This is a genomic window from Treponema sp. (assembly GCF_045657965.1).
Lineage (GTDB): Bacteria > Spirochaetota > Spirochaetia > Treponematales > Treponemataceae > Treponema_D.
In genome coordinates, this window is record NZ_JAZOUG010000164.1 from 1 (window position 1) to 26619 (window position 26619).

The window sequence follows — 26619 nt, forward strand, 5'->3', positions numbered from 1 at the left end:
AGAAACTGCTACAGGAGCTGCTTCTTATACACAGAACACAGCTCTTACCGATGGTACTTCTGACGATGGCTATGTTACTTGGAAAAATCTTCTGTGGCACTCAGGTTCATCGAGCTACGGCGTTGTAACAAATAAGACTGCCGGCTCAGAATCTGTAATCACAGTTTATGTTGCAGGTGCAAGTGTCGTTACATGGACTGGTTCAACTTATTCAAATGGTACTGTTACTGTTACAGATGCAAACGGAAATACAATTGTAAATGCTGTTTCTACAAAAACTGCTACTGATAAAACTTCAGAAGGATTTATTTACACCGGAACTGAAGCTACAACGCTTACCCTTAAATTCAGCGCGGCTTCTACTTATATCAACAATCTTGTAGTAAGTGCCCTTGATGATGAAACTGACAGCGTTTCTGCTGTTACTGTAACCGGTTCTAGTACGGTTGTCGTAGACGAAACTGTTGAACTTTCTGCTACTGTCACAGCAGCATACCTTTCAACAGACACATCAGTCACATGGTCATCAAGCGATACAAGCATTGCAACTGTTGATTCTGACGGTGTTGTAACCGGCATTGCAGCTGGTACTGTTACAATTACTGCAACAAGTGTTGCAACAAGCTCTGTTTATGGTGAGAAATCCGTAAAAGTCAGTGCTGACGCAAACAGCCCGATTTACGGTTACACATATTCTTATACGCTCACAGGCGGAGTTGGAACTCCATACAGTTCTGATGACGGATTCTTAACAGTAACGGCAAACAGTGATAATGGCAGTCATGGTCTTGTAATGAAAGACGGTAACACAATCGTTCTTAAGGTTGCAGGAGCCGGAACAATTTCATTACTGCGCTGTCAGTATGATAAGTCAGCAACGATTACACTGACTAATTCAGAAGGTAGTGTTATTGAAACAAAAGAAGCTCTGGCTGCAACAGATGCCTGCGGAGATGCAACAGACTTTACATATTCAGGCGAGGCTGATACCCTTACATTCACTTACAGTGCAGGTACAGGCGGTCACTATCTTCATGGCGTTAAGTTTACTCCAAGCGAGACTACAACTACTTATACACTTACAGGTGGTGTAGGTACTCCTTATTCATCAGATGACGGACTTCTTACAGTAACGGCAAACAGTGATAATGGCAGTCATGGTCTTGTAATGAAAGACGGTAACACAATCGTTCTTAAGGTTGCAGGAGCCGGAACAATTTCATTACTGCGCTGTCAGTATGATAAGTCAGCAACAATCACACTGACTAATTCAGAAGGTACTGTTATTGAAACAAAAGAAGCACTGGCTGCTACATCTGCCTGTGGAGATGCAACAGACTTTACATATTCAGGAGAGGCTGACACACTTACCTTCACATACAGTGCAGGTACAGGCGGTCACTATCTCCATGGTGTAACAGTGGCTTACTAATAAAAATCTAGCCAGATAGATTTTTAATCTGGTACTCACACGGGGGCTTCCTTAACGGGAAGCTCCCGTTTTTTTATGTGCAGAAAATAAAAAATTATTGTATAATGGAAATAAGAGGGATTGATATGCCTATAGTAAGTGAATTTGCCGGAATAGAAATTTGTTTGTACTTTGATGACCATATGCCTCCACATTTTCATGCAAAATATAATGGAAACGAAGCATTGGTTGAAATCGAAAATAGTTGTGTTTTAAAAGGTTCTCTTCCCTCAAATAAACTGAAACTTGTTTTGGCGTGGAGTGAAATGCATAAAGAAGAGCTTAAAGACAACTGGGATAAGGCAAAAAATATGCAGCTTCCACAAAAAATTGATCCTTTAAAATAGGAGGAATGTTATGGAAGTCGTACAGGTTATTCCTCAAGATGCATACAAAGTTGTTGTCTATTTTGTGGATGGTGCTATAAAAGAATATGATGTTTCTCATCTTGTCGGCAAAGGTATTTTTGAGTGTTTGAAGGATGAAAGTTTTTATAAAAATAACTGCACTGTTTTGAATGGCACTCTCGCATGGACCTTGGATGGAACTTATGATAAATATAATTGCATAGATATAGACCCGTATGTGATTTATGAAAAAGGCGCTAAAGTGAAAGATCCTCTGTTAAATATTGCATAAATCTATATTTTGCAAAGGTCTTAATCTACTTTACAGAAATTTTATCGCCTTCATAGTTTCCATTTACGGTATCAGAAGAAAGCCCTGTAAAACAGCGTAAAACATAGCATTTATTTCCATAAGAGCCGAATGCATAATCATCGTGTCTGTATGACGAAGAATTGTCGCGTAAAAGGGTGGCATGATTGTCGGTAGCAAAGCAATCTACAAGATACACAGAGCCATGCTGATTATTCCGGTCAAAGCCTACACCGCTGTTCCCCCTGTTTCCAGTGGCGGAACAGCCTTTCAGATATTGAGCGTGCCTGTGAAGTGAAGGAGAATTTATGATTTTGCCATTGAATTTACCTTTTGTAGCTCCGCCACCGACTTTGAATCCGTTTCCGTTGCTATATTCCGCCCAATTGTCGCCCGTCGTTTGGCAAAGTCCGTTGTAATTTGCTTCGCAGTTAACCCAGGTTACGCTTCCACGAACTCGGTAGCAGTCCCAGCCGTCATCAGAATTGTATTCAGCCCGGCAGTTTTCAAAATAGTTGAAGTCTCCTGCTCCGGCTTTTACAGCAAAACCGTCAGCATTTTCGCCTAAATTCCATGAATCGCAGTTGTTGTGGCTGTAACAGTCAAAAAATTTATTGTGATGTGGACCGTCTTTTGTGTATTCTTCCGGACAGTCAACAGGTGCTGTGCTTGAACCATTGAGTTGAATTCCTGCATCCCCGCAAAAACGGGCTTCAACATTTCGGATTATGTTGTAGTTTCCCCCGGTTGCAATAATCAGTCCGTTGTCACTGGCATTTTGAATCACAATATCCTGAATAATGTTGTGATTTCCAGTCATATAAAGACCGTATCCGTTTCCAAGATTTTTTGCCATTTCAGAATTGTAAGTCTTTAAATAATGACCGTTTCCGGCTTTTGACTGAGCACGGACTCCTTCTATTGCAGCATCAATCTGCTTTTTTGAATAAGTACTGGTTGATGAAAAATCCAGAACTGCATTGTTGATACCTTTTATAGTAATATTGCTTTTGCTGAATTTTGTTGTTTTTAAATTGAAAACGCCCTTTGAGCCGTCAAGAATCAGAGTGTCGCCTTTTGAAAGCAGTGAGATTTTTGATGCAAGAGCGTTTCCCGAAATATCTTCTGCAGTGTAAGTGTATGTTTTTCCGTTCCGGGAATAATCTGCCTGGTTGTATGAGCCGTCAGTGTGCATGTTGTCATAATCAACAAGACCGAAAAACTCTGAGTATGAATTTTCTGGTGGAGTGCTGCTGCTTTTTGATAAACCAGAAGAAGAACTTGCACACGATGAAAAAACAAATAGAATTATTCCGAGCGGAAAAACAGTATATTTCATTTTATCTTGTCAGCTTACGATAAACTGTCTTATGCGGTACGTCATCGTCGATTCCAAGAACATTCTTTCTCCATTCAACGTAATCGCTCCAGCTGCCTTCTACGAAGTGAACTTCTGAATTGTTTTCGAATGCGAGAATGTGCGTACAGATTCGGTCGAGGAAGTAGCGGTCGTGGCTGATTACCATTACAACGCCTGCAAAGCTGTTGATTGCTTCTTCAAGACTTCGTGTCGTGGTGATGTCGAGGTCGTTTGTAGGTTCGTCGAGAAGAAGAACGTTTCCTGCCTCTTTGAACATCATGCCCATGTTGAGGCGGTTCTTTTCACCACCGGAAAGAACGCTGATTTTTTTGTTCTGCTCGGCAGAGTTAAAGTTGAACCATGAACAGTAAGCGTGTGCGTTAATTTCGCGGACAGCACCGTTTACAGGGCGGCCTTTTTCGTCAACTGCACCGAGCTTGACCATGTCAGCTCCGCCTGAAAGCATTTCGTAAATCGTTTTGTTCGGGTCGAGCTTGCTTCGCATCTGGTCAACGTAAACAAGTTTTACAGTGTCGCCGACTTTAATGCTTCCTGAATCAGGATTTTCTTTGCCCATTTTTCCGTCCGGAAGTTCAATCTCCTGACCGGCTGCACTTGCAATCATCTTGAAAAGTGTTGTTTTACCTGCACCGTTCGGACCTACGATTCCAACAACGCTTCCTGCCGGAATGTGGAAGTCGAGATTTTCAAACAGAAGCTTGTCGTCAAATGATTTTGTAAGCTTTTCTGCATCGATTACGAAGCTTCCGAGGCGAGGGCCTGCAGGAATACTAATCTGTGTGTCTTTAAGCTGAACCCGCTTGCTTTCTTCTGCAAGCAATGCTTCGTATTTTGTGATGTGCTCCTTGTGCTTTGCCTGTCTTCCTTTTGCACCTGCGTGAATCCATTCCAGTTCTTCCTGCATTTCACGGCGGCGGGTTGAAGCCTGTTTTTCTTCCAATGCAAGGCGTTTTTCCTTTGCTTCAAGCCATTCTGAATAATTTCCCTTGAAAGGATAACCTTCACCGCGGTCCATTTCCAGAATCCAGCCGGCTACATTGTCGAGGAAGTAGCGGTCGTGAGTGATTGCGATGATTGTGCCCGGATAATCTTTCAAATGACGCTCAAGCCAGGCAACTGTCTCAGCATCGAGGTGGTTCGTAGGTTCGTCTAGAAGAAGAATGTCCGGCTTCTGCAAGAGAAGACGGCAGAGAGCAACTCGGCGGCGTTCACCACCAGAAAGAACGTCAACAACCTGGTCTCCCGGAGGACAGCGGAGTGCATCCATTGCAAGCTCAAGGTTTGCGTCGAGGTTCCATGCGTCTGCAGCATCGAGTTTTTCCTGAATTTCTGCCTGACGTGCGCAGAGTTTGTCAAAATCAGCATCCGGGTCACCAAATGCTTCGTTTACTTTGTCGAATTCTGCGAGCAAATCAGTGATTGGCTTAACGCCCTCTTTTACGACTTCGAGAACGGTTTTTCCCGGTTCAAGATACGGCTCCTGCTCAAGATAGCCCATTGAATAGCCCGGAAGAAGCTTGGTTTCGCCAGTGTAATCTTTATCAATTCCTGCAAAAATCTTAAAAAGCGAAGATTTACCGGCACCGTTTTCACCGATAACGCCGATTTTTGCTCCGTAGTAATACGAAATAGAAATGTCTTTTAAAACAACTTTTGTGCCATACGCGCGGGAAACGCGATCCATCGTGTAAATGATTTTTTTATCGTCAAATGTCTTAGCCATAGACAAATTATAGCAGAAAAAACTCCAGATTTCTAGGTTACCAGACCTTTACGAGCAGAAGTTCACCTTCAGATACAGTGATTCTGGCTGTTTTTCCTTTTGGAACTTCATTGCTTATTCCGTATTGAGATTCAGGAAGAAAATCTGCGTTGTTCAGGGGATATTTTGCATCTTTTATTGTAATTTTTCTGGCAGGACCTGTGATACAGAGAAGTGAAAAATATGAATAATTGTCTTTGACTTTGATTTCATCGCTTCCGGCAATCTGCATTTCAGAAAAATCATCGAGCAGAACTGCATGTGCATGGGCTTTCCGGCAGGTGAGCAGGAGCGAGAGATTTGCCAGTGAATGGTCAAAGCGTGCTCCTGTCATTCCAATAAACAGAAAATCGCTGAATCCCCGTGAAAGAGCTGTCTTAAGAGCAAAAACAGAGTCTGTATCATCTTTTTCGCGTGGAAGCACGATTGTTTCTGCCGGAAGATGAGGGTTTTTATGTGAATCAAAATCACCAACAATTAAATCTGGTTTGACTTTTAGCTTTTTAAGATGATTTAATCCGCCGTCGCACGTAATGATAAAATCATCTTTGTGCAAAAAAGAGCGGATTTTTTTGTAATTTTTGACTGGGGCGGCCCCGATGATGATACAACGCTGCATTGGATTTTAAACAGGTGCGCCTGTTGAAGAGTCATCTGAGTTTGAGGTGCCGTCAGAAGATTTTTCGACGCTTTTTTCGTTATTTTTTTTGAATCCGAACAAATTTTTATTTTCTTTTTTTGTTTTTTCTTTATTTTCAGCAGCAGTTGCGTCGCGTTTGATTTTAAAGTCGAAAAGTGTTTTTGATTCTTCTTTTGGCTGCTGATTTTGTACCGGTTGAGTCTGCTGGGGCTGTTGAGCTTTCTTTTTTGTCCGGCCAAATGTAAATGGAATCATCAGAATTACACCGATAACAAATGAGATAATTACCGTCATGAAAACAGGAACATCCTTAAAAGTATAGAAAATGAACGTGATGTCGCATTTGTTGTCCAGATTTACTCCCGCAAAAATCGTAACGAGAATAAGTAAAATGATTGTTCCGATAAGTTTTACTGGCATATTGCGCTCCTTTTATATAATTTCGCCTCTAAATGTGTTGCCCTGCAGACTTTCGATTTTAACTTTTACGAAAGAGCCGATTAATTTTTTGTCGGCTTTGAAAGCTACGCGTTCGTTCTGTTCGGTTTTGCCTAAAAGTTCTGTTTCGTCATTACGTGAAACTATATCGCATAATACTTCGATTGTCTCTCCGATTCGTTTTTGCATGACTTCAGTTGTGTGTTTTGACTGCAAATCGATTACTTTCTGAAGGCGGGCCTTTTTTTCTTCAACAGGAATCTGATTTTCATATTTTGCAGCAGGAGTTCCTTCGCGCGGATTGTAGAAATACATGAAGCTTGATTCGAATTTAACTTCTTCCATGAGAGAAAGGATATCATGGAACTGTTCTTCTGTTTCGCCCGGGAAGCCTACCATTAAGTCTGTTATAAGCTGAACGCCAGGAAGATTTTTACGCAGTTTTTCTGCAAGCTGTATAAATTCTTCGCGTGTGTTTCTGCGGTTCATGCGTTTTAAGATTTCGTTGTTTCCGTGCTGAGCTGCAATGTGGAAACCCCGGCATACATGCGGATTGTTTTTGATAACTTCAATCAGCTCGTCAGAAAAGTCGTTCGGATTGCTTGATTCAAAGCGAATCCACTTAATTGAAGACTCTGTTTCGTCTATATGACGGCAGATTTTATCGAGTAACTGAGGAAAGTTTGTCCCGTCTTCGCCTTTATAGGCATTTACGTTCTGTCCGAGAAGTGTGATTTCTTTAACATTTGCCTTTGAAAGGAAGTCAATTTCAGCTAAGATTTGATCGACACGCCGGCTTACTTCGCGCCCGCGGACGTATGGTACGATACAGTAAGTGCAGAAATTGTTGCAGCCATGCATAATCGGCACAAAGGTTGAGAAAGCACCCTGTTCGTAAGAATTTGAAGCAAAAGTGTAAGTTTCTTCGTCTTTGATTTTAAATGGTTTGTTTCCGTTTTCGACAGCCTGAATAATTTCGCCGAATTTGTATTTTCCGAATGTGCCGACAACATAATCAACAACCGGATATTGAGTCTTAAGGTCGTCAAGCATTCTTTGAGCCATACAGCCCATGACTATAAGAGTGAGAGGAATTTTTCCGTTTTTTTTGTAGAATTCTGCGGCATATTTCATGTCTTCGAGACGGATTTTTGAAGGTATATCACCAAGACGGATATTTTTAACTCCTTCAAAATATCCTAAGCGGCCCAAAATGCGCTGTTCGGCACTGCCTCGTACTGAGCATGTGTTGATTACAACGATGTTTGCTTCTTCCGGGTGTTCTGCCTTGTTCCATCCGCGTGAAATCATAAGCTGTTCAACGCTGGCACTTTCTGCTATGTTCATTTCGCATCCGTATGTTTCAAAAAAATATGTCATTTAGTCTTTCCTCTCATAATTAACAAGAAATTCATGTACAGGTTCGTACCAGTTCTGTGATTTTGCGCACTCTTCGATGTATTTTTCGTAAGTAGTTCGAATGTGTTCCCTTACCTGAAAAGCTGCTTCATAGCTGAAACCTTCGGGGGTGCAGAACATTTCTGAAATGAACTTCCGTGCATCTTCAACAGAAACCAGCTCCGGAAAATTTGCTGTTGCAAGATAAAGAGCTGCAGGAATACAGTTAACTGAATGCTGTTTTACGTATAAAACAGTTTCAGTTATTTCTAGAGCACCGGAATAAAGTTCTCTTTCCCAGTTCTGTTTTTCTGTTTCGGTAAAAGCTTCTTCTCCAAAAATTTTTCTGTAAAAGCCCCACGCAAGAAAAACTGTTGAAACATGCAGGCTTGGAACGCATAAAAAATGCGGATCTAGCGCATGAATCTGTCTGAATTCGCGCATTTCTTTGTAATTCGGCCGGTCGGTGGTGGTAAGTCGGAAATGGTAAATCTTTCCGCAGCATTGATAAAGCTTTCGGAAACTTAGCATCCATTTTTTAGTAAGACGGCTTGCGTGCCAGAATCCGAATTTTTTAACCAGCATGGCAAGTGGACGTACCCAAAGATTAATAAAATCAAGATATACAGTGACTTTTGACGGTGTGAAAGGAATTTTTTTGTCGAGAGGATGGTCCACATGAACGACCGGAATATGAAGAATGTGCCATTTCTCAAAATACTGCAAAAAGAAAAATTCTTTGAGAATTGTTGCGAAACACTTAAAGTTTGTAATAAAACTTGGCGGTCCAAAAAGAACGCCGGCATAAGCGGTAAGAGGATTGAATGATTTTAGAGGCTTGTTGTCGTAAATTCTTGGTTTCATTAGATTGTAAAAAAAGATAGCATAAAAATAAGGAAAATTCTATAATATAATTATAAATAAGGATAATCATGAAAATTTCAGAAGTATTGGAAAATTCACGAAAAATAGTAATCAAAATCGGTTCAAATACCCTTGCAAAAGCTGACGGTACCCAGAACACAGAATTTATGGCTTCGTTTGCCCGTCAGTGCAAAAACTTAATTGCAAAAGGCAAGCAGATTGTGGTAGTTTCTTCGGGAGCTCAGGTTTCTGGCGTTTCTACCCTTAAAGAATGGGCCCGCAAAAAGGACGTTCATTTTCGTCAGGCACTGTGTGCAATCGGTCAGGTAGAGCTTATGGCTCAGTGGCGTAAGGCTTTTGCCGAGCAGGAACTTCACATCGGTCAGCTTCTGTTTACAAAAGAAGATTTTGAAGATAATCACCGTTCACTCAATATCCGTAATACTCTTTTTACTCTTGTCGATGAAGGTGTCGTTCCAATCATTAACGAAAACGATTCAGTATCAACTGACGAATTTGCAATCGGTGATAACGACAATTTGAGCGCAATCACCGCAATTTTGTGGAGTGCTGACCTTTTAATCCTTTTCAGCGATATCGAAGGCATTTTTACTGATAATCCTAAAACAAACCCTAAAGCTGAGCTTATCGAACAGGTTTCTTCAATCGAAGACCTGCGTAAAAAAATCACTATCGGCGGAACAAATGCTTTCGGAACCGGCGGAATCGAAACAAAAATCCAGGCCGCAGAAAAAAGCACTCACTACGGCATTCCAATGATTTTAGCCAACGGCGGTGAAGAAAATATCCTTGATAAACTGTCTGACGGATCGGCGAAAGGCACTCTCTTTCTTGCAGAATAAATTTTCTTTTTGGAGTATATTATGACAATTTCCTGTATTGGAACCGGCGCAATGGGCGGAGCTATTATGCGTGCCGTCTGTAAAAAATTTGATGTTTCACAAATCAAAGTAACTGACAAAAACACCGAAATGGGCAAAAAATTTGCTTCAGAAAACGGCTGTTCCTTTGTAAACAGCAATAAAGATGTGCTTTCTTCAAAATACATTTTCCTTGCTGTAAAGCCGCAGTTTCTGGGTGATGTTTTTGCAGAAATCAAAGATTCAATTTCTGCTGATTCAGTCATTATTTCAATGGCAGCAGGAGTTAAAATCGAAAAATTACAGAATTTTGCTCCGAAAGCGCGCTTTGTACGCATGATGCCGAATGTATGTGCTCAGATTGGTCAGGCTATGACAGCCGTTACAAAAAGTGAGTCAGTTTCTGCCGAAGAATTTAACGCTGTAAAAGAGATTTTGAGTGCAGCCGGTAAGGTCGAAGAAGTTTCTGAAAAACTTATGGATTGCGTTACAGCTGTAAGCGGTTCAGGGCCGGCATTCGTATTTATGTTTATCGAAGCCCTTGCTGATGCCGCTGTCCGTTGCGGAATGCCACGAAGCCAGGCATATACTTATGCTGCTCAGACTGTTTACGGTTCGGCCGGAATGGTTTTACAGAGCGGAACACACCCTGCAGTTCTTAAAGACATGGTATGTTCTCCTGCAGGAACTACAATTGAAGGTGTTGCAGCATTAGAAAAAAACAATTTCCGTAATGCCGTAATCGAAGCAGTAACGGCTGCGTGCGACCGTTCAATTGCATTAGGAAAATAATTCTGCTTTAAAAATAAAAAAATCCCGCTCGTTTACTTAATGAGCGGGATTTTTTTGACTGTTTTATGCTTAGTTAGATTTTACCTGATCAGGATGCTGAATATGAGCAGCACCAAGAACTGTACCGGCAATTGCAAGAGCAATTCCTACGATTACCATATAACCACCAACTGAGAAGTAACCAACAATTGGAGTAACATTTAAGGTAACTGAAACTGCAATTACAGAAGCAATTCCAAAAGCAAGTGCAATCAATGAAACAAGAACATCACCGATGATTGTCTTTGTAAGGAAGAAAAGAACGATACCAGCAATAGTACAGAGCCAGATTACAACAAGGAAAGTTGCGTTGTAAGCTGTTCCGTTTACTTCGTTTACGTAGTCGTAATCGTTGTAGTAGCTTCCAAGACCGTTCTGATTGAATACTTTAGCAGCTCCAAAAAGATTGAATACATTTGTTTCTGTTTTGTATTCTTTTTCTAAATCAGCTTCTTTGATGCGGATAACCTGATCATCCGGCAGGCGTTTTCCGTCTTTATCGAAGTAAACATTGTAGCTTAACTTCATATTGCCGTTGTCATCAAGGATATATTCGCCTTCTTCGTCTACCTGTGCATCAACAAGAACATGGTTGTAAGAAATGATTTTTTCTTTAATTTTTTCACCATTTTTGTTAAGAATGTATGTGAACTCTGGATTTCCATCGCTGTCTAATACATCTTTACCATATTCATCTTTTTTATACTTCTTTTTGTAATCGAAAACGATTTCTTTTCTTGAAGCAATATGAACGACCTTATATTCTGCATCGTCTTCATATTCGTATTCTTCTGCAACAGCTTCGTCTGATTCTACAGATTCTTCAACTTCCTCTGCTTCTGCAGATTCTTCATCAGCTGATTCTACAGATTCGATAAGTTCTTCTGATTCGGCAGCAGCTTCAGTCTCTGATGCTTCTGAAACCTGTGCTTCTGGTAAAACTGTTAAATCTGCTTCTGTAACAATCTGTTTTACATAAACAGTTGGAACAATAAAACCAATAAAAGCAAGAACCATGCCTGCAAGGAAAATAACGCGGTCAATTGAGCGTTCTTTCTTTAGTTTATCCAAATATTGCATCTTTTACTCCTTATTTTAAAAAGCAATAGCATTTCCATTATACACTATTTTGACCATTTATCAAGAATAGATTTTGTAATATAATGACCAATATGAGTACAATTTACGAAAAAGCATTGGAAAAACATGGTGAATGGCAGGGCAAAATCTCTACTGAATTAAAAATGCCCCTTGAAACACGCGACGACCTCTCTGTCGCATATACTCCGGGCGTTGCAGAACCTTGCCGCCAGATTCATAAAAATCCAGATGATGTATACAAATACACATGGAAAGGAAACACTATCGCCGTTGTTTCTGACGGAACAGCAGTTCTCGGTCTTGGTGACATTGGACCTGCAGCGGGCTTACCTGTTATGGAAGGAAAATGCGTTCTCTTCAAGAAATTTGCTGGAGTTGACGCAGTTCCTCTCTGCATCGACACAAAAGATCCTCAGGAAATCATTAAATTCTGTAAGCAGATTGCACCAACTTTCGGCGGAATCAACCTTGAAGACATTTCCGCACCACGCTGCGTAGAAATTGAACGCACTCTCATTAAGGAGCTCGACATTCCTGTTTTCCACGATGACCAGCACGGAACTGCAATCGTTGTAACTGCTGCAATCATTAACGCTCTCAAAGTTGCAGGCAAAAAGCCGGAAGACTGTACTCTCGTAGTTTCTGGAACAGGAGCGGCAGGTTCATCAATTATCCGTATGCTTCACAAACTCGGTATCGGAAAAATTTACGGCTTCAACATCAACGGAATTGTTATTAGAGAAGACTACGACAAATACGACTTTTTAACAAAAGAACTCACAGAAATTACAAACCCTGACAACCGCCGTATGACAATGAAAGAAGCGATGGTCGGTGCAGATATTTTCGTCGGAGTTTCAGCACCAAATCTCGTTACAGAAGAAATGGTAAAATCTATGGCTCCAAAATCAATCGTTTTTGCCATGGCAAATCCTGAACCTGAAATCACTTACGAAAAGGCAAAGGCTGCCGGTGCTTACATCATCGGAACTGGCCGTTCTGACTATCCAAACCAGATTAACAATATCCTTGCTTTCCCGGGTCTTTTCCGTGGTGCGCTCGACTGTCGTGCAAGCAAAATCACTGAAGAAATGAAAATCGCTGCCAGCCGTGGTCTTGCTTCCCTGGTTTCAGAAAGCGAACTCGGTCCTGACATGATTATTCCAGGCGCTTTTGATGAACGTGTTGCAAAAACCGTTGCAAAAGCAGTCGCTGACGAAGCAAAAAAAGCAGGACTGGCAAGAATATAATGAATATTCATATTCTTGAAATGCCGATTGATTTCGGTGCAAGCCGGCATGGTTCTGATATGGGGCCTTCTGCAATCCGTCTTGCCGGAATCAAACAGCGGCTTGAAAGCCTTGGACACCACACGGAACGCTATTTTTCACCAATGCAGATTTCGCCGCAGGAATACGAAGAAATCGGAAATCCAAAGGCGAAATATCTCAAAGCAATAGTTCAGGCAAATAATCAGCTAGCTAGCGAAGTCGAAAAAGCTGTTTTGAGTGACGGTTTTCCGCTCATTTTGGGCGGGGACCACTCCATTGCGCTTGGAAGTGTTGCAGGATTGAGTGCGGCCTATCAGAAAAAAGGTCTTAAACTTGGTGTTCTTTATGTAGATGCCCACGGAGATTTTAACACGGCAGAAACAAGCCCTTCCGGAAACATTCACGGTGAGTGCATGTCTGCAAACTGCGGCTACGGTCTTCCGGAACTTACGAATTTGTATTTTGAGGGAAGAAAACTAGACCCTAAAAATCTCTGCTATGTAGGTCTGCGTTCAATCGACCCGGAAGAGCGTGTTTTAATGAAGGAAGCGGGAGTTACTGCCTACACAATGAGCGACATCGACAGGCTCGGAATTTGCGAAGTCGTAAAGCAGATTCTGCGCTTTTTCAGAAAGCGGGTTGATGCAATTCATGTAAGCTTTGACATGGACTGTCTTGATCCAATGTACGCACCGGGAACCGGTTATCAGCTTCCGGCCGGCATGACAAACCGCGAAGCCCTTCTTTTAATGGAAGAAATGGCTGGCTGCGGCCTTGTGCGTTCTGCCGAAATTGTCGAAGTAAATCCAGTTTTAGATGTGCGCAATCAGACGGCAGCTTTTGCAGTCGATTTAGTCGCACGGCTTTTAGGAGAAACAATTTACTAGGGAAGAATACACAAGCCTTTACCCCGGAATTCTGAATCCGGGGCATTTTTTTTGGCTGTGTAGAATTCTCCCATGTAAAACCAGCCGGTTCTGTCGTTCGGAAGCGGGATTTTTTCCCCGCCGAGCCAGATTTTTTTTGATGAATCTGCTTTTGCTGTCAGTTCGTTGTTTTTAAAAACGGCATCGCGTTTATTTTCGTATTTTGTAATCAGTTTTTCGATAAAATCACGCGGAACTGTAGGCCGGGCAACCTGAAAATCAAACCATTTGTAAACTGGTTTTTCTAAATCTTCGCCGTGCATCCACTGATTCAGTGAATAATCGAGGAAAGCTCCGTATTTTTCGGAACGTTTTTCGCCTTCAAAGTGAAGTCCGTTTTTTGCAAAAAGCGGCGCGTTCTGTTTTTCCTGCGGATCGATTGGCTTTAAGCCTTCGATTTTGCCTTCTTTCCATTCGCTGTAAACACGGCTGTGACGGGTAAGGACGAATTTGTGCCAGAAACATGAATCTAAAAGGCCGTTTGCGTAAAACTGGCGGAGAGTTTCCATTGAATTGATTAAATCCTGCTCTTTTTCCCACCAGTAGCCGTAAATCATGTATGCGTGAACGAGAATACCGGCTTCTTTAAAAGCACAGCAGGCACCGACGATTGATTCAAGGTCCGTGCCTTTGTGAATTGCGTTAAGTCCGTTACCTGTGGCAGATTCAAGTCCTGCCGAAACTCCGATTAAGCCTCCGTAAGCAAGAAAATCTGCAACGTCGCGTGTAAATGATTTTTCAAAACGGACGTTTCCCCACCATGTAATCGGCGAGCCATGAGCGATATTTTCGCGGGCAAAGGCAATCATCAATGCGGGCGGCATTGCTTCGTCTACAAAGTGAATGCCTAACATGCCTTTTGCCTTGCACTGTGCCAGCAGACCTTCGTACAGTTTTTTGACATTTGTAGGGCAGTAGCCTTTAATGTAATCGAGCGTTACATCACAGAAAGCGCATTTGTGCCAGTAGCAGCCGTGAGCCATATAAGCTTTAATCCATGCTCCGTCAGACCAGAGCCTGTGCATCGGGTTTGTATCGTCAATCAGGCGCGGGTATTGAGAAAAATCAATGTCAGAAAAGTCAGGAATTAAAGTAGAAGTAACTTCTTTTTCGTAGGCTATTGCTCGTTTGTATTCGTCCGAATTATCGTCTAAGAGCGGCTCAACGACAGAAATACTACCGTCCGATAGTCTTGTAAACTGCCGCAGCTTGAAAATAGGGGGCGTTGCGGGGGTATCCCCTGCAGAAGGGGTAGCGGCCGACGAAGTGGACGCGCAGGGGAAGGCTTTCCCCTCATTAATTCCGCATTCAGAATTACGCATTATGAATTGATAATAAGAGGCATATCCCCGGTCATAGCTGATGGCATCGCAGTAGTGAAAAAGGGATTTTTCTTCTGTGTCGCGCAGTTCCGTGTTTACAAAGCCTCCGCCGAAAGAAACGTAGACTTTATTGCCGAAATTCTGCTTAAAAAACCGGCCGGTCGCGAGGGCTGCGGCAAAGGTGCCTGCAAACGGAATTGAAATGAGGACTAAGGTCTTCTGTCCAATGTTGAATGACTGCTTTTTCAGCAATGGCTCGTAAAATTCTTTGAGAACCGGGTTGTCAGCACCTTTTGCTACTTCGGCAAAACTGGATTCGCTTACAGTGAGGCTTTCTGCGTAACGGACGAGGGAAAAATTTTTGTCGAACGCAATTGTTATGAAATCCGCTAAATCTGCAAGGGCATAGCTTGCAAGGGAGCGCGCATCGTCTGTTGTAAGGTCATGGTTCAAATTTGAAAGATACTGCTCCATTCTGGCACCGCGCGGAACATGTGCACCGAATACAAAGCGGTGTGCATTTTCAAAGCCGGAAGAAAGATTTTCGCGGGAGCCCGGACGCAGAATTGCTGTAATAAAATCAATCCATTGAATCCACAGGTTTTTCTGGGAAACATAACGTCTTAAGTTGAACGCAGTTGCTTCGTCTCCTTTTTTTTCGGCTTTGTCTGCAAGTGACAGTGCATTTTCGGAACAGAGTAAAAAAAGTTTTGTAAGGCCAGGGCGTGAGAAAATTTCGTAAAAAAGTGCAATATTTAAATCGAGCCAGGTCGTTTCATGTCCGAGAGACTTAAAAAATGCGGAAAGATATGCGCCGCTCGGATAAGCTGTGTTGAGCTGGGCTACCGGCGGCTGGAGAATTAAGACGTTCATTTTATTTTTTGACATTATTTTTCCTTAAAAATGGGCTTTTATTTCTTCAAGTGTGCGTAAGTCGGCAATTGCATCTTCAAGAGGTGAAACAAGCTCGCTTTCTCCGTCCAGAAAATCCACTGCGTTTTGAATCATGAGCGAAAAGTAGCCGGTTTTTTTTGGAAGTTTTATTTTCTGCTTTGTGAGCGAGTAAAAGCCTGTATAAAGTTTGGATTCTTCGCGTCTGTAGAATTCTGCAATTCCGTTTCCGATGACAATTTTTCCGAGTGTGCCTGTAATTTCGATTCTGAATTCAAAGAATTTGCTGCGTCCGCTCATTTTGATTGTGATTTCAGGAATTGTACCGGACTGAGAGCTGACTTCAGAATAATGTGCTGAAAAATTGCGTACAATGCCTTTTTCGTCTTTGTGAATTCCGGTTACTTCTGCGCCTTTTAATGTGCATCCGAACAGAAACTGCACTATGTCAACTAAATGAGTTCCGTCGTGTAAAAGCGAGTATGTTCCGTCTTTTTCGAATTCTTTTCCGTAAATGCGCAGACCTGAATCAAGTTCTGCTGTTACAGACTGAATTTCTCCGATTTCAGAAAGCATTTTTCTGGCCCAAAGATAATCCCTGGCAAAACGCCGTTCGTGGTTTACCATTACTGAAACTCCGCATTCTTCTGCTTTTGCGCGGATTTTTTCGGCTTCTTCTGAGTTGAGTGCAACAGGTTTTTCAAGAATCACCAGACGAGGTTTGTATTCAATTGCCTTTAAACATTCTTCAAGATGGTGTTCTTCGTTTACTGCCACAGTGATTATATCGAGACAGGTTACATTTTCGTAAAGTTCGCTGCTGTTCTGGAAAGTGAGTGTAAAGTCATTTTTGGAATGATGTTTTTTAACGAACTTCAGCCAGTTTTCAAGATTTTCTGAATTTAAGTCGGCTGCAGCAATTAAGCTGATTCTTTTATTTTTGAGAAGAGCCATTGTGTGACTTGCAGGCTGTTCACGCTTTTTGTCAAATCCGAGTGAAAAGCCAATCCGGCCTGTACCGACAATTGCGGCAATGTAACGATTTTTGTTCATAAGCTAATTATAAGAAAGGGTTTGATTTTGTGCTAGATTTTAATTATCTTTAATGTGAGGTATTATTAGTATGGCAGAAGGATGTACACACGACTGCTCAACCTGTGGTTCGAGCTGTAACTCTAAAGATATGCGGGCAACGCTTCGTAAAGGGAGCTGTGTTAAAAAAGTAATTGGAGTCGTTTCAGGAAAAGGCGGAGTCGGAAAATCGCTTGTTACGGCATTGCTTGCTTCAAAAATGAAAAAGGTTGGCTTTAAATCTGCCGTTCTGGATGCTGATATTACAGGTCCTTCAATTCCGACAAGTTTCGGCGTCGCAGATCAGAAAGCAATGGGCGACAAAACAGGCACAATCTATCCTGTAAAAACTGAATCAGGCATTCAGTTAATGAGCATGAATTTTCTTCTCGAAAAAGAAACTGACCCTGTTTTGTGGCGCGGACCGGTAATTGCTGGTGCTGTAAAACAGTTCTGGACAGATGTCGAATGGAAAGATGTTGATTTTATGTTTGTCGATATGCCTCCAGGAACCGGAGATGTTCCGCTTACTGTTTTTCAGTCGCTCCCTGTAGATGGAATTATCGTAGTTTCAACTCCTCAGCAGCTTGTCCGGGTTATTGTTGAAAAAGCCGTAAAAATGGCCGAAATGATGAAAGTTCCAATCATTGGCCTTGTCGAAAATATGAGCTATGTAAAATGCCCTGACTGTCAGCGGGAAATCAAAGTCTTTGGAGAAAGCAACATCAACGGAATTGCAAAAGATTATGGAATTCCTGTTTTGGCGCGGATTCCTATGAGCGAAGATATTTCCAAAGCAATTGATGAAGGTGATGTTGAACGCCTGGACGCAGAATTCTTAGACGCAGCTGTCGCAGCAATCAAAGGAAATGTATGACAGGTGAACAGGCCCGCGAGCAGGCAACGGCAAATTTTAAATCAGGAATGAACTGCACTCAGTCAGTGGTCTCTGTATTTGCAGAACAATTCGGCTTTTCTAAAGAAATGCTCGGCTCTTTTGTGCAGCCTTTCGGCGGCGGAATGTGCCGTATGCGTGAAGTCTGCGGTACTGTAAGCGGAATGCTTTTCTGTCTGGGTATGCTGAATGCTCAGAAATCAGAAAAAGGCGAAAAAATTAACGGCTTTGGCGGCGAAAAATCCCAGAAAGACGAAACTTACGCAGCAGGACAGCGCCTGGCCGAAGAATTCCGCAAAATTAACGGTTCAATCGTATGCCGTGAACTTTTGGGTCTTGAGCCAAAACAGTGCGATATTGCTGTTTCAGAAGCACGCACTGAAGAATATTACAAAAAACGCCCTTGCGCAGAACTCTGCGGAATTGCGGCAGAAATATTTCAGCGTTATCTGGACGGTGAGTTAAAATGAAACTTCTTCTTGCTCCAATGGATGCAATTACTCACCAGGCTTTCAGGAATCTTGTCGGCCGATTTGGCGGGTGCGACGAATATTTTAACGAAATGATAAACGCCTCTTCTCTGCTTAATGACGGCCCGTGGGAAAAATTTTACCTTTTTGAAGGACCTGAACCTCAAAAACTTGTCTGGCAGCTTACCGACAAAAACGGCAGTAAAATGGCAGAAGCCGCACGTATTCTTGCAGAAAAAAACGGAATCGGAATCGATTTGAACATGGGCTGTTCGGCTCCCCAGATTGCAAAAACCGGTGCCGGAATTGCATGGATGACAAAGCCTCTTTCTGAAACTTGTGACATGGTTCGTAAAGTTAAATCAGCACTGGAAAATGCAGCAAAAGACGGCTTTAAGGCAAAAAGGCTTTCTGTAAAACTCCGGCTTGGCGATGAATCCTACACGGAAGAAAAACTTCACAATTTCTGTGCCATGTTAATCGAAGAAGGCGTTCAGATGATTACGCTCCATGCCCGCACTCAAAAACAAAAACATTCCCGTCCTTCAAACTGGCAGGCAGTCGAAAATCTTGCACTCCGTTTTCCGGAAATTCCTGTAGTTTTAAATGGAGACGTAAAAGACAGTGTAAGCTTTGAGACTGCACAAAAAACTGCACCGCACACACAGGGGATAATGATTGCAACGGCGGCCGCTCAAAAGCCGTGGATTTTTGCAGAACTGAAAAATCTTATTCCGGCTGAAACCTCGAATTGTAATGAGATGCAGGGCTTATTTGATGCAGAACAGCTGGCACTTGATTTTATTGACGATGTGGAAAAATTTCAGCCTGAAGTTTTCTGGAAGACCCGTCTTCAGAGATTTTTTGCATTTTACTGTCTCAATTTCAGTTTCGGCCATTATTTTCAGAGCCAGATGCTTAATTCCGCTGACAATAACGATGCCCGTAAGCGGCTTCATGAATATTTTGAAAAGTGCCCGGATGATAAAATTTTTAAGTTAAAAAACTGCTGAAAATCTGAATATATACCCGAATTTTTCGTTTTATTTCTTGATTTTTTTGAAATGTATATTAGAATTATCTTAGATTTCTCTTAAAAAATCTCTAATATGTCAATTTTTAAGGAGCAATTATGAAAAAAGTTCTTGTAATTTTCTCTCTCCTGCTTTTGGGTTTTGGCATTTCTGCGCAAACTGCTCAGGAAATAGCCAAAATTTTCTGTGATTTGGACAGGGTTCCGGATTATAACTATTCAACTCTTCTTTTCGAAAATATCGAAAGAAACGGTAAATCAGAAACTCTTGAAGTTAAACAGTATGGCGGAGGCGATAACGGCCTTAAAAATGTAGCATTTGATTTTCTTTCTCCTGCAAGCGTAAAAGGTATGCGTGTTATTCAGCTGGAAAAAGTTAAAAAAGCTGATGACCGCTGGGTTTACATGCCGAAACTCCGGCAGGCACGCCGAATCCCGATGACAGAACGCACAAAATCATTCGGCGGCACAGAATTTACCTACAATGACATGACAATCCGTAATGAAGACGAAGATGATAATTCAATTCTTGAAGATACTGTAAAACTTACAGTTAACGGTACAGAATTTACCTGCTGGAAAATGAAGTCAGTTCCATACAAAAAAAGTGAAGTTGAATATGCGTATCGTATTTCATATTTTGATAAAAAGACGTACATTCCTGTCCGAATTGAGTTCTATGATTCAAAAAATAAAATGATAAAAACCTATGAATGTCTCAAAATCGACATGGTAAAAGGCATTACAGGAATCGAATATCCTCTGCGCCGGGTAAGCTGTGTTTCAAATCTTGTTACAGGGCGAAAAACTGTTATCACTGTAAAAGATTTTGTTTTTGATGATGTAATTTCTTCAAGTTATTTTACACAGAACTGGCTTGTTACCGGAAAAGCTGCAAAAGTAAAAAAATAATTTTTGCGTGATTCTCGTTTATCGTTTACAATTTGATTTATGCAAAAATTGTACTTAGAAACAAATAAACTTGATGCCTCTTGCCGTGCTTCTTATGGATTAAGCGAAGAAGTTATGATGGAAAACGCGGCAATGGCATTAGAATCAGCCGTCCGCAATCCCTGTCCAATCAGCAAAGACCGCCGGCAGCCACAAAAAGTTCTTATAATATGCGGTGGCGGTAACAATGGTGCAGACGGCTATACACTTTCCAGAAGACTCCGCTTTGATTACGATGTAAGTATTATCCAGTTTTTTGAGCCAAAAAGCGATTTATGCAAAATTCAGGCAGAACGGGCAGAAAAGTGCGGCGTTCGTTTTGTAAAGCGCGAAGATTTATCCTTTTATGATTTACGCTATTCAGACATAATTGTAGACTGTGTTTTTGGCAGCGGATTCCATGGCGATTTAGACGAAAAAACACGCGATTCATTAAATGATATGAATTTATGCGAATGTTTTAAAATTTCCTGTGATGTTCCTACCGGTCTTCGTGAAGACGGAACTGTAGCCGAAGGTGCTTTTGCTGCTGATTTAACAGTCACTATGGGCGCGCTAAAAACCTGCCTTTACAGTGACTGTGCAAAAGATTATGCCGGTGAAATAAAATGTGCTGAGCTTGGATTAAACCGCCGCCTTTATGAAAACTCAACAAATTCCAGCACAGTGGTTGGAATGCTTCTTGAAGAAAAAGATTTAGTCTTGCCAAACCGCACTCTCTGCAATGTTAATAAAGGGTCTTTCGGGCATGTAGTAATTGCTTCAGGTGAAAAAACAGGAGCTGCCTGTATTGCAGGTTCTTCGGCTTTGCGCTTTGGAGCCGGCTTAGTCACACTTGTTTATAAACACGGGCACAAAAAAACTACACAAATTCCTGCAGAACTTATGACGTCTTCTGAATTTCCTGAAAAAGTAAATGCAATTGCTTTCGGAATGGGGCTGGGCTTAAATGACGAATATTCGCAGACTTATTTTGATTTCATACTGGAACATCAGAGTATTAAATGCGTTATCGATGCTGATTCCTGTTATGCAGCCGGGTTAAAATCTTTCCTTGAAAAAAAAGAAAAGGGAGTGGTTCTTACTCCGCATCCAAAAGAATTTCAGGCAATTCTTAAAAACTGTGATTTAGGTGACTATTCAGTTGAAGAAGTTGTTGTCCGCCGTCTGGAGCTTGTTGAAAAATTCTGCCGGAAATTTCCTAAAAAACTCCTTCTTTTAAAGGGAGCAAACCCTGTAATCGGCTATTTTGACGGCTTTAAATACAAAATGTTCATAAATCCGTTTGGAAGACCCTGCCTTGCTAAAGCCGGAAGCGGAGATGTTTTAAGCGGAATGATTGCAAGCCTTCTTGCCCAGCACAGAAAATCCATCGATGCTGCAATTACGGCTTCTCTTGCACACGCACTTGCTTCACGAAAAATCAAGTGCGATTATGCAATGACACCTTATGATTTGATTGCTGCAACAGGTGAACTTTAACGCTTTTTTCCGATTTCAATAAAATTCATGTGAGCTTTATCCTTTGTGCTCAGGCGTTTTTTGCCAAGTGCAAGGGATTCTTTTTTATGTGCTGATTTTTCATGATTTTTCTGAAAATCGCCTTTTTGAACATAGAGTTCCCATTCAGCCGGTTCTTTAACTTCAAAACGCATTTTTTTATCCGCGAATGGATGAGTAAATTCCAGCGTTCTGGCATGCAGGCAAAGCCGGTCAAAAGGATTTGTCTTTGCACGGTAATTTTTGTCACCTGCAAGAGGGTAGCCTTTTGAAGCAAGATGCGCACGAATCTGATTTTTTTTGCCTGTATCAAGGGAAAGTTCAAAAAGCGAGTGAGTTTTTCCCCGGAAAACTGTTGTATAGTGAGTGCGTGCAGGAACTGTTTTTGAAATTTTTTCGCTTTCGGTTGAATTTTCGTCTTTTCGTGGAACAAATCCTATATTGTTGGCATTAAAAGCCAGATTGTCATCAATTAAACCCGACTTCGGCAGAAATTTATGTACATTTTTTGGATTTTCTGCCACAGCACGGTAAAGCCGTTCGCTTACAATTTTATGCCAGGAATCCATAATAATTTTCTGGGCATGTTCGCTTAGTGCAAACATCATTACTCCGCTTGTATCGCGGTCAAGCCGGTGAACGGCAAAAGGTCTGTGTTTTGGAGAATAAGTTCCTTTTTTGCGCATGATTTCTTCAAGAATTGATAGGGCAGATTTATCTTTGCTCTGACTTGGTACACTCAAAAGCCCTGCAGGTTTATTGATAACGCAGATATGTTCATCTTCAAAAAGAATTTCTATACTTTTCATAGCAAAGATAATACCGGAAAACTGTAAAAACAGCTATAATGCGGTAAATGACACCACTTGAAAAATATTACAATAAATTTAAAGAAGACCACAGACTCACAACACGGCACGGAATTGTAGAATTCACCGTTTCAATGAAGCATATTCATGACTGCATTGATTTAGTCCGCCGGAATCAGAAAGAACCAGCTGATTTTCAGAACTCTGAAATTAAAATTTTAGATGTGGGGGCTGGAACAGGACGTTATTCTGTTGCTCTTTCTAGGGAAGGATTTGATGTTACTGCTGTTGAACTTGTGGAACACAATCTGGAAATTTTACGGGGCAAGCATGAAAATGTGAAATCATGGCAGGGAGATGCCAGAAATCTGCACTTTTTGACTGAAGAAACTTTTGATATTACGCTGCTTTTCGGGCCGATGTATCATCTTCATTCTGATGAAGACAGACTTTCTGCCCTTAATGAAGCAAAACGGGTTACAAAAAAAGGCGGATTTATTCTGGTTGCTTATCTTATGAACGAATATGCAGTTTTAGGCTACTGTTTCCGTGAAGGAAAAATTAAAGAAGTTCTGCAGAAAGGCACTTTGACACAGGATTTTCATACAATTACAAACATAAACGATGATTTATACTGCTATACCCGGCTTGAAGATATTGAACGGCTTAACGAAAAAGCCGGCTTAAAACGCAGAAAGATTTTTGCTCCAGACGGACCTGCTGATTACATGCGGCGTGAGCTGAATGCACTTGATGAAGAAAGTTTTAAGCATTTTATTGATTATCAGCTGGCAGTCTGTGAGAGGCCTGAACTTTTAGGAGCAAGTTCACATACTGTAGATGTACTGGAAAAATAACACAAAATTAATTGATTGCTTTAATTTGTTGCGTTACAATCAACAGGAAGAATTTTTACATGAGGTATTTTATGAAATTTTCTAAAAATTTATCTAAACTGGCTTTCGCATTAACTGCTCTTGCCTATACGTTTGTAGGGGGGGGCTGTGAAAGTGGTGGTTCAGAAAATACAGTAACAACTTCATTAAACAGCGTTTCAATTTCTGGAAAATCAAGAGTTCTTCCATCAAATACTTTGACCCTTACAGCTTCTGCAAATACGACTGGATCTCCTTCTGTAACATATACCTGGAGCGTAACTGATGGAGCTGAACTTTCTTCAACTACGGGCTCATCTGTAACACTTACGGCAGGAGCTGATGAAAAAACTGTTACGGTTACCCTCACAGGTACTTACGAAAGTACAACTAAAACTGCAACAAAGTCAATTATGATAACAAGTTCTTCTGCTGATTTGATTGTTACACCTGGTGCTTCTGTTACTACAAACGGCTGGGCTGACAGGGCAAACAGCGGAAGCGGTATGAGCTATCCGAACACAACAAATATAATTTATATTGGTGATGACGGTTACAAAGTTGGAAGCGGAAGTTTGACTTCTTATGGAACATACACAAAGCGACAGGTTTTTACAAATGCAATTGCTTCGGGAAGTGTTTCAAGTTCTTCACTTGCAAATACAGCTGCAATTGTTGTCGTAAGCGGAAGTGTTGATTTAGGTGACGGTGTAATTACAGACGATGATAAGTCTTATTATGATGAATTTAATGAATCAACGCACAAACGCTCTCATGGTGATATTACATTTGAAATTGGTTCCAACAAAGCAATTATCGGTGTTAACGGTGCAAAACTGATGTTCGGCGGACTTTTGATTAAAGCCAGCAGCGGAAACTCAGGAAAAGCAGGAGAAAATGTAATTATTCAGAACGTTGAATTCTGGGATGCTCACGGCTCAACTGAATATGACACAACAGCTGATGGTTATTCTTCAAGTAAAGCAAGTATTGATGCACTTGTACTTGAAGCAAGCGGTGACAGCAACGGTTCATATTCATATATCCCAAAGAATGTATGGATTGACCACTGTAAATTCTCTGACGGAACATGTGAAGACTTAACACGTAACTACAATCATGACGGTTCTCTTGATATAAAGGGTGGAAAGTACGTTACAGTTTCTTACTGTGAGTTTACAAATCACGATAAAGTAACATTGCTTGCTCCTGGAGAAACTTATACTCCAGCAGACGAAAGACAGATTACTTTCCATCATAATTATTATCATTCTGCAACTCAGCGTATGCCTAGAAGCCGTGGCTGTCAGGTACATATTTACAACAATTATTATAATGGAATCTATCAGTACAGTATTGGACCAGGAATTAATTCACAGTACATAGTTGAAAACTGCTATTTTGGAACACATACAAGCAGCAGTTCTATTGTTAAATATTATGACTGTTCTACAAGTACAACTGCATCTACCTTTTCTAAAATATATGCAAGCGGAAATTATCCGGTTTTAAGTGACAGTAATACAGCAATTGACAGCTCAGTAGAAAAAACTGGTGCAACTTCAAGTAATGCATGGACAATACATTCGACTTCAACAAAACCATGGACAATTGAATATTCGTATACCCTAGATTCTACAAGCTCTCTTACTTCAAGTATTCCGTCTGCAGCCGGTGTTGATAAACAAGGTTATACAGAAACAGTTGATGTAAATGGAACAGTTTACTAACTTATTCTAAACAAAATTGGGGCATTTTCGCCCCTTTTTTGTTTTCTGTCAAAGTTTTATCGATTTGATTTCTTCGACTGAAAGACCAGTAAGCTGAGCAGCCTGTGCCTGTGTTAAGCCCATGGCAAGTGCGTTTCTGGCTGTTTCAAGCTTTGATAGAAACTAAAATCAGATTACAGGCTTAGATTCAAGTGGCGCGGAAGGCCGTCAACCATGATTGGTGAAAGTTCTGCCTGAATAAGCGGGTGAATGTAGTGAATCAAATCCTGTGTGACATAATCGTCATCGGTAATCCATTCCATTGGAACTTTCTTTTCGACATTTGCGATTTTAGAAACATCTGCTGTTTCGGTGATGCACATATACGGATCATCAGAAATGCGTTTAAGAACAACAACTTTGCCTGTTTCACCTTCAAATGCGGCTTTAACTGCAGCACCGCCTACATTGTAGGCTTCTGTAATGTCTGTACGGCTTGTCATGTGGGCTGCACAGCGCTGTAATGTTGAAAGTTCGATTGCACGGGCTTTTGTGCCGAGTTCGGCAGTGACTTTATTTGCAAGGAATTTTGCAGTACCGCTCATCTGTTTGTGACCGAAAGCATCGACGAATTCAACATGTTCTGCAAGTTCGAATACAAAGCGGCCGTCTGCAACCCGGATACCTTCTGAAACAGCCACAACGATTGATTTGCCTGCTTTTGAAAGCTCTTTGATTTTGTTAAGGAAGTGATTTACATCAAATACTTTTTCAGGAAGATAGATAAGGTCAACGCCTTCACAGTCATCTGACTTTGCCATAGCCGCTGCTGCTGTAAGCCAGCCTGCGTTACGGCCCATGATTTCTACAATAGAAATGGTAGGGTAGTCGTAAACATGACCGTCGCGGATAATTTCCTTCATGGTTGCTGCGATGAATTTTGCTGCCGAGCCGTAACCAGGAGTATGGTCAGTGATTGCAAGGTCGTTATCGATTGTTTTTGGAACACCCATAAAATGAATGTCGCTGTTTACGCTTTTTGCATATTTTGAAAGCTTATCGATGGTGTCCATTGAGTCATTACCACCGATATAGAAGAAATACTTAACATCAAGTTTTTTAAGAATTGTAAAGATTTTTTCGTATGTTGCCTTGTCTTTTTCAAGGTCGGGTAGCTTAAAGCGGCAAGATCCCAGATAAGAAGATGGTGTGCGTTTAAGAAGGTCGATTGCCATTGTAGAATCAAGTTTTTCTGTTAAATCGACGTATTTTTCGTCGAGAAGCCCCTTGATACCGTTGCACATACCGTAGATTTTTTTTGCACCGCGGTCTTTGGCTGTTTTAAAGACACCTGCAAGGCTAGAGTTGATTACTGCTGTTGGACCGCCAGACTGTCCGACGATTACATTTCCGTTCATAGTGAGCTCCCAAATATTAAATTATACTTTAATTGTATCACGAAATCAGATAAA

25 protein-coding genes are annotated in these 26619 nt (G+C 41.3%); 14 read left to right on the plus strand and 11 right to left on the minus strand.

Annotation, left to right across the window (positions count from 1 at the left end; translation table 11 throughout):
* The 3 genes from ACKI5B_RS05895 to ACKI5B_RS05905 form a co-directional block, all read left to right on the plus strand.
* The coding region (locus ACKI5B_RS05895; RefSeq protein ID WP_407426774.1) for an Ig-like domain-containing protein at positions 1-1432 on the plus strand (1432 nt) is incomplete at its 5' end.
* A 125-nt stretch (positions 1433-1557) separates the two neighbouring features.
* Complete coding sequence (locus ACKI5B_RS05900) at positions 1558-1818, plus strand: DUF4160 domain-containing protein (RefSeq protein ID WP_407426776.1); 261 nt, start codon at positions 1558-1560, stop codon at positions 1816-1818.
* Between the two features lie 10 nt (positions 1819-1828).
* Positions 1829-2110, plus strand: coding sequence for a DUF2442 domain-containing protein (locus ACKI5B_RS05905; RefSeq protein ID WP_407426778.1), 282 nt, complete (start codon positions 1829-1831; stop codon positions 2108-2110).
* 25 nt (positions 2111-2135) lie between these two features.
* On the opposite strand, the gene ACKI5B_RS05910 is transcribed toward ACKI5B_RS05905, so the two are convergent.
* Genes ACKI5B_RS05910 through ACKI5B_RS05935 form a run of 6 tightly spaced genes read right to left on the minus strand, consistent with a single transcriptional unit; the run spans position 2136 to position 8611 of the window.
* Positions 2136-3467 carry a hypothetical protein gene (locus ACKI5B_RS05910; protein WP_407426780.1) on the minus strand — a complete coding sequence of 444 codons (1332 nt, stop codon included), beginning with the start codon at positions 3465-3467 and terminating at the stop codon, positions 2136-2138.
* A gap of 1 nt (position 3468) precedes the next feature.
* Positions 3469-5232 carry an energy-dependent translational throttle protein EttA gene (gene ettA, locus ACKI5B_RS05915; RefSeq protein WP_407426782.1) on the minus strand — a complete coding sequence of 588 codons (1764 nt, stop codon included), beginning with the start codon at positions 5230-5232 and terminating at the stop codon, positions 3469-3471.
* A gap of 37 nt (positions 5233-5269) precedes the next feature.
* The gene (locus ACKI5B_RS05920; protein ID WP_407426784.1) at positions 5270-5890 is read right to left on the minus strand and encodes a thiamine diphosphokinase; all 621 of its coding nucleotides are present in this window, start codon (positions 5888-5890) and stop codon (positions 5270-5272) included.
* Between the two features lie 6 nt (positions 5891-5896).
* A complete protein-coding gene (locus tag ACKI5B_RS05925; RefSeq protein ID WP_407426786.1) occupies positions 5897-6331 on the minus strand; it encodes a LapA family protein in 435 nt (144 codons plus the stop codon).
* 12 nt (positions 6332-6343) lie between these two features.
* Positions 6344-7729, minus strand: a complete 1386-nt coding sequence (miaB, locus tag ACKI5B_RS05930) for a tRNA (N6-isopentenyl adenosine(37)-C2)-methylthiotransferase MiaB (protein ID WP_407426788.1) — start codon at positions 7727-7729, stop codon at positions 6344-6346.
* Positions 7730-8611: a hypothetical protein gene (locus ACKI5B_RS05935; protein WP_407426790.1), complete on the minus strand. Its 882-nt coding sequence runs from the start codon at positions 8609-8611 to the stop codon at positions 7730-7732.
* 68 nt (positions 8612-8679) lie between these two features.
* Here ACKI5B_RS05935 and proB point away from each other — a divergent pair, with 68 nt between their 5' ends.
* Together proB and proC are read left to right on the plus strand one after the other, a co-directional pair.
* Positions 8680-9474, plus strand: a complete 795-nt coding sequence (proB, locus tag ACKI5B_RS05940) for a glutamate 5-kinase (RefSeq protein WP_407426792.1) — start codon at positions 8680-8682, stop codon at positions 9472-9474.
* 21 nt (positions 9475-9495) lie between these two features.
* Positions 9496-10284, plus strand: coding sequence for a pyrroline-5-carboxylate reductase (proC, locus tag ACKI5B_RS05945; RefSeq protein ID WP_407426794.1), 789 nt, complete (start codon positions 9496-9498; stop codon positions 10282-10284).
* A 69-nt stretch (positions 10285-10353) separates the two neighbouring features.
* On the opposite strand, the gene ACKI5B_RS05950 is transcribed toward proC, so the two are convergent.
* A complete protein-coding gene (locus tag ACKI5B_RS05950; RefSeq protein WP_407426796.1) occupies positions 10354-11403 on the minus strand; it encodes a hypothetical protein in 1050 nt (349 codons plus the stop codon).
* Between the two features lie 92 nt (positions 11404-11495).
* Between ACKI5B_RS05950 and ACKI5B_RS05955 the strand changes: the two genes are divergently transcribed.
* Together ACKI5B_RS05955 and rocF are read left to right on the plus strand one after the other, a co-directional pair.
* The gene (locus tag ACKI5B_RS05955) at positions 11496-12674 is read left to right on the plus strand and encodes an NAD(P)-dependent malic enzyme (RefSeq protein ID WP_407426798.1); all 1179 of its coding nucleotides are present in this window, start codon (positions 11496-11498) and stop codon (positions 12672-12674) included.
* The gene (gene rocF, locus ACKI5B_RS05960; RefSeq protein WP_407426800.1) at positions 12674-13582 is read left to right on the plus strand and encodes an arginase; all 909 of its coding nucleotides are present in this window, start codon (positions 12674-12676) and stop codon (positions 13580-13582) included. The genes ACKI5B_RS05955 and rocF overlap by 1 nt, the downstream gene beginning before the upstream one ends.
* On the opposite strand, the gene ACKI5B_RS05965 is transcribed toward rocF, so the two are convergent.
* Together ACKI5B_RS05965 and ACKI5B_RS05970 are read right to left on the minus strand one after the other, a co-directional pair.
* Positions 13579-15831, minus strand: a complete 2253-nt coding sequence (locus ACKI5B_RS05965; protein ID WP_407426802.1) for a radical SAM protein — start codon at positions 15829-15831, stop codon at positions 13579-13581. The two genes, rocF and ACKI5B_RS05965, sit on opposite strands and share 4 nt — an antisense overlap.
* 9 nt (positions 15832-15840) lie before the next feature.
* Positions 15841-16887: a Gfo/Idh/MocA family protein gene (locus ACKI5B_RS05970; protein ID WP_407426804.1), complete on the minus strand. Its 1047-nt coding sequence runs from the start codon at positions 16885-16887 to the stop codon at positions 15841-15843.
* 70 nt (positions 16888-16957) lie between these two features.
* Here ACKI5B_RS05970 and ACKI5B_RS05975 point away from each other — a divergent pair, with 70 nt between their 5' ends.
* From ACKI5B_RS05975 to ACKI5B_RS05995, 5 genes are all read left to right on the plus strand, one after another.
* Positions 16958-17782 (plus strand): P-loop NTPase, encoded by an 825-nt coding sequence (locus ACKI5B_RS05975; RefSeq protein WP_407426806.1) that lies wholly within the window; start codon positions 16958-16960, stop codon positions 17780-17782.
* Positions 17779-18270, plus strand: coding sequence for a C-GCAxxG-C-C family protein (locus ACKI5B_RS05980; protein WP_407426808.1), 492 nt, complete (start codon positions 17779-17781; stop codon positions 18268-18270). The genes ACKI5B_RS05975 and ACKI5B_RS05980 overlap by 4 nt, the downstream gene beginning before the upstream one ends.
* Positions 18267-19283, plus strand: a complete 1017-nt coding sequence (locus ACKI5B_RS05985; protein ID WP_407426810.1) for a tRNA-dihydrouridine synthase family protein — start codon at positions 18267-18269, stop codon at positions 19281-19283. The genes ACKI5B_RS05980 and ACKI5B_RS05985 overlap by 4 nt, the downstream gene beginning before the upstream one ends.
* A 119-nt stretch (positions 19284-19402) precedes the next feature.
* Entirely contained in the window at positions 19403-20215 is an 813-nt protein-coding gene (locus ACKI5B_RS05990; RefSeq protein WP_407426812.1) for an outer membrane lipoprotein-sorting protein, read from the plus strand.
* Positions 20216-20254: 39 nt separating this feature from the next.
* A complete protein-coding gene (locus tag ACKI5B_RS05995; protein WP_407426814.1) occupies positions 20255-21736 on the plus strand; it encodes an NAD(P)H-hydrate dehydratase in 1482 nt (493 codons plus the stop codon).
* Here ACKI5B_RS05995 and ACKI5B_RS06000 read toward each other — a convergent pair.
* Positions 21733-22563, minus strand: a complete 831-nt coding sequence (locus ACKI5B_RS06000) for an RluA family pseudouridine synthase (RefSeq protein ID WP_407426816.1) — start codon at positions 22561-22563, stop codon at positions 21733-21735. The two genes, ACKI5B_RS05995 and ACKI5B_RS06000, sit on opposite strands and share 4 nt — an antisense overlap.
* Positions 22564-22610: 47 nt before the next feature.
* Here ACKI5B_RS06000 and ACKI5B_RS06005 point away from each other — a divergent pair, with 47 nt between their 5' ends.
* Complete coding sequence (locus tag ACKI5B_RS06005) at positions 22611-23420, plus strand: class I SAM-dependent methyltransferase (protein ID WP_407426818.1); 810 nt, start codon at positions 22611-22613, stop codon at positions 23418-23420.
* Positions 23421-23491: 71 nt separating this feature from the next.
* On the plus strand, positions 23492-25168 hold the full coding sequence (locus ACKI5B_RS06010; protein WP_407426820.1) for a pectate lyase family protein: 1677 nt from the start codon (positions 23492-23494) through the stop codon (positions 25166-25168).
* 173 nt (positions 25169-25341) lie between these two features.
* On the opposite strand, the gene ACKI5B_RS06015 is transcribed toward ACKI5B_RS06010, so the two are convergent.
* On the minus strand, positions 25342-26565 hold the full coding sequence (locus tag ACKI5B_RS06015) for a 6-phosphofructokinase (protein ID WP_407426822.1): 1224 nt from the start codon (positions 26563-26565) through the stop codon (positions 25342-25344).
* Positions 26566-26619: the final 54 nt, after the last annotated feature.

Bases quoted from the DNA above. Each gene is read 5' to 3' on its own strand.
- ACKI5B_RS05955 (WP_407426798.1), top strand. From the start codon at position 11,496: ATGAGTACAATTTACGAAAAAGCATTGGAAAAACATGGTGAATGGCAG.
- ACKI5B_RS05985 (WP_407426810.1), top strand. From the start codon at position 18,267: ATGAAACTTCTTCTTGCTCCAATGGATGCAATTACTCACCAGGCTTTC.
- ACKI5B_RS05950 (WP_407426796.1), bottom strand. From the start codon at position 11,403: ATGCAATATTTGGATAAACTAAAGAAAGAACGCTCAATTGACCGCGTT.
- ACKI5B_RS05905 (WP_407426778.1), top strand. From the start codon at position 1,829: ATGGAAGTCGTACAGGTTATTCCTCAAGATGCATACAAAGTTGTTGTC.
- ACKI5B_RS06010 (WP_407426820.1), top strand. From the start codon at position 23,492: ATGAAATTTTCTAAAAATTTATCTAAACTGGCTTTCGCATTAACTGCT.
- ACKI5B_RS05935 (WP_407426790.1), bottom strand. From the start codon at position 8,611: ATGAAACCAAGAATTTACGACAACAAGCCTCTAAAATCATTCAATCCT.
- ACKI5B_RS05910 (WP_407426780.1), bottom strand. From the start codon at position 3,467: ATGAAATATACTGTTTTTCCGCTCGGAATAATTCTATTTGTTTTTTCA.
- ACKI5B_RS05965 (WP_407426802.1), bottom strand. From the start codon at position 15,831: ATGTCAAAAAATAAAATGAACGTCTTAATTCTCCAGCCGCCGGTAGCC.
- ACKI5B_RS06015 (WP_407426822.1), bottom strand. From the start codon at position 26,565: ATGAACGGAAATGTAATCGTCGGACAGTCTGGCGGTCCAACAGCAGTA.
- ettA (WP_407426782.1), bottom strand. From the start codon at position 5,232: ATGGCTAAGACATTTGACGATAAAAAAATCATTTACACGATGGATCGC.
- rocF (WP_407426800.1), top strand. From the start codon at position 12,674: ATGAATATTCATATTCTTGAAATGCCGATTGATTTCGGTGCAAGCCGG.
- ACKI5B_RS05990 (WP_407426812.1), top strand. From the start codon at position 19,403: ATGAAAAAAGTTCTTGTAATTTTCTCTCTCCTGCTTTTGGGTTTTGGC.
- ACKI5B_RS06005 (WP_407426818.1), top strand. From the start codon at position 22,611: ATGACACCACTTGAAAAATATTACAATAAATTTAAAGAAGACCACAGA.
- proB (WP_407426792.1), top strand. From the start codon at position 8,680: ATGAAAATTTCAGAAGTATTGGAAAATTCACGAAAAATAGTAATCAAA.
- ACKI5B_RS05975 (WP_407426806.1), top strand. From the start codon at position 16,958: ATGGCAGAAGGATGTACACACGACTGCTCAACCTGTGGTTCGAGCTGT.
- ACKI5B_RS05995 (WP_407426814.1), top strand. From the start codon at position 20,255: ATGCAAAAATTGTACTTAGAAACAAATAAACTTGATGCCTCTTGCCGT.
- ACKI5B_RS05970 (WP_407426804.1), bottom strand. From the start codon at position 16,887: ATGAACAAAAATCGTTACATTGCCGCAATTGTCGGTACAGGCCGGATT.
- ACKI5B_RS05980 (WP_407426808.1), top strand. From the start codon at position 17,779: ATGACAGGTGAACAGGCCCGCGAGCAGGCAACGGCAAATTTTAAATCA.
- ACKI5B_RS05925 (WP_407426786.1), bottom strand. From the start codon at position 6,331: ATGCCAGTAAAACTTATCGGAACAATCATTTTACTTATTCTCGTTACG.
- ACKI5B_RS05920 (WP_407426784.1), bottom strand. From the start codon at position 5,890: ATGCAGCGTTGTATCATCATCGGGGCCGCCCCAGTCAAAAATTACAAA.
- proC (WP_407426794.1), top strand. From the start codon at position 9,496: ATGACAATTTCCTGTATTGGAACCGGCGCAATGGGCGGAGCTATTATG.
- ACKI5B_RS06000 (WP_407426816.1), bottom strand. From the start codon at position 22,563: ATGAAAAGTATAGAAATTCTTTTTGAAGATGAACATATCTGCGTTATC.
- ACKI5B_RS05900 (WP_407426776.1), top strand. From the start codon at position 1,558: ATGCCTATAGTAAGTGAATTTGCCGGAATAGAAATTTGTTTGTACTTT.
- miaB (WP_407426788.1), bottom strand. From the start codon at position 7,729: ATGACATATTTTTTTGAAACATACGGATGCGAAATGAACATAGCAGAA.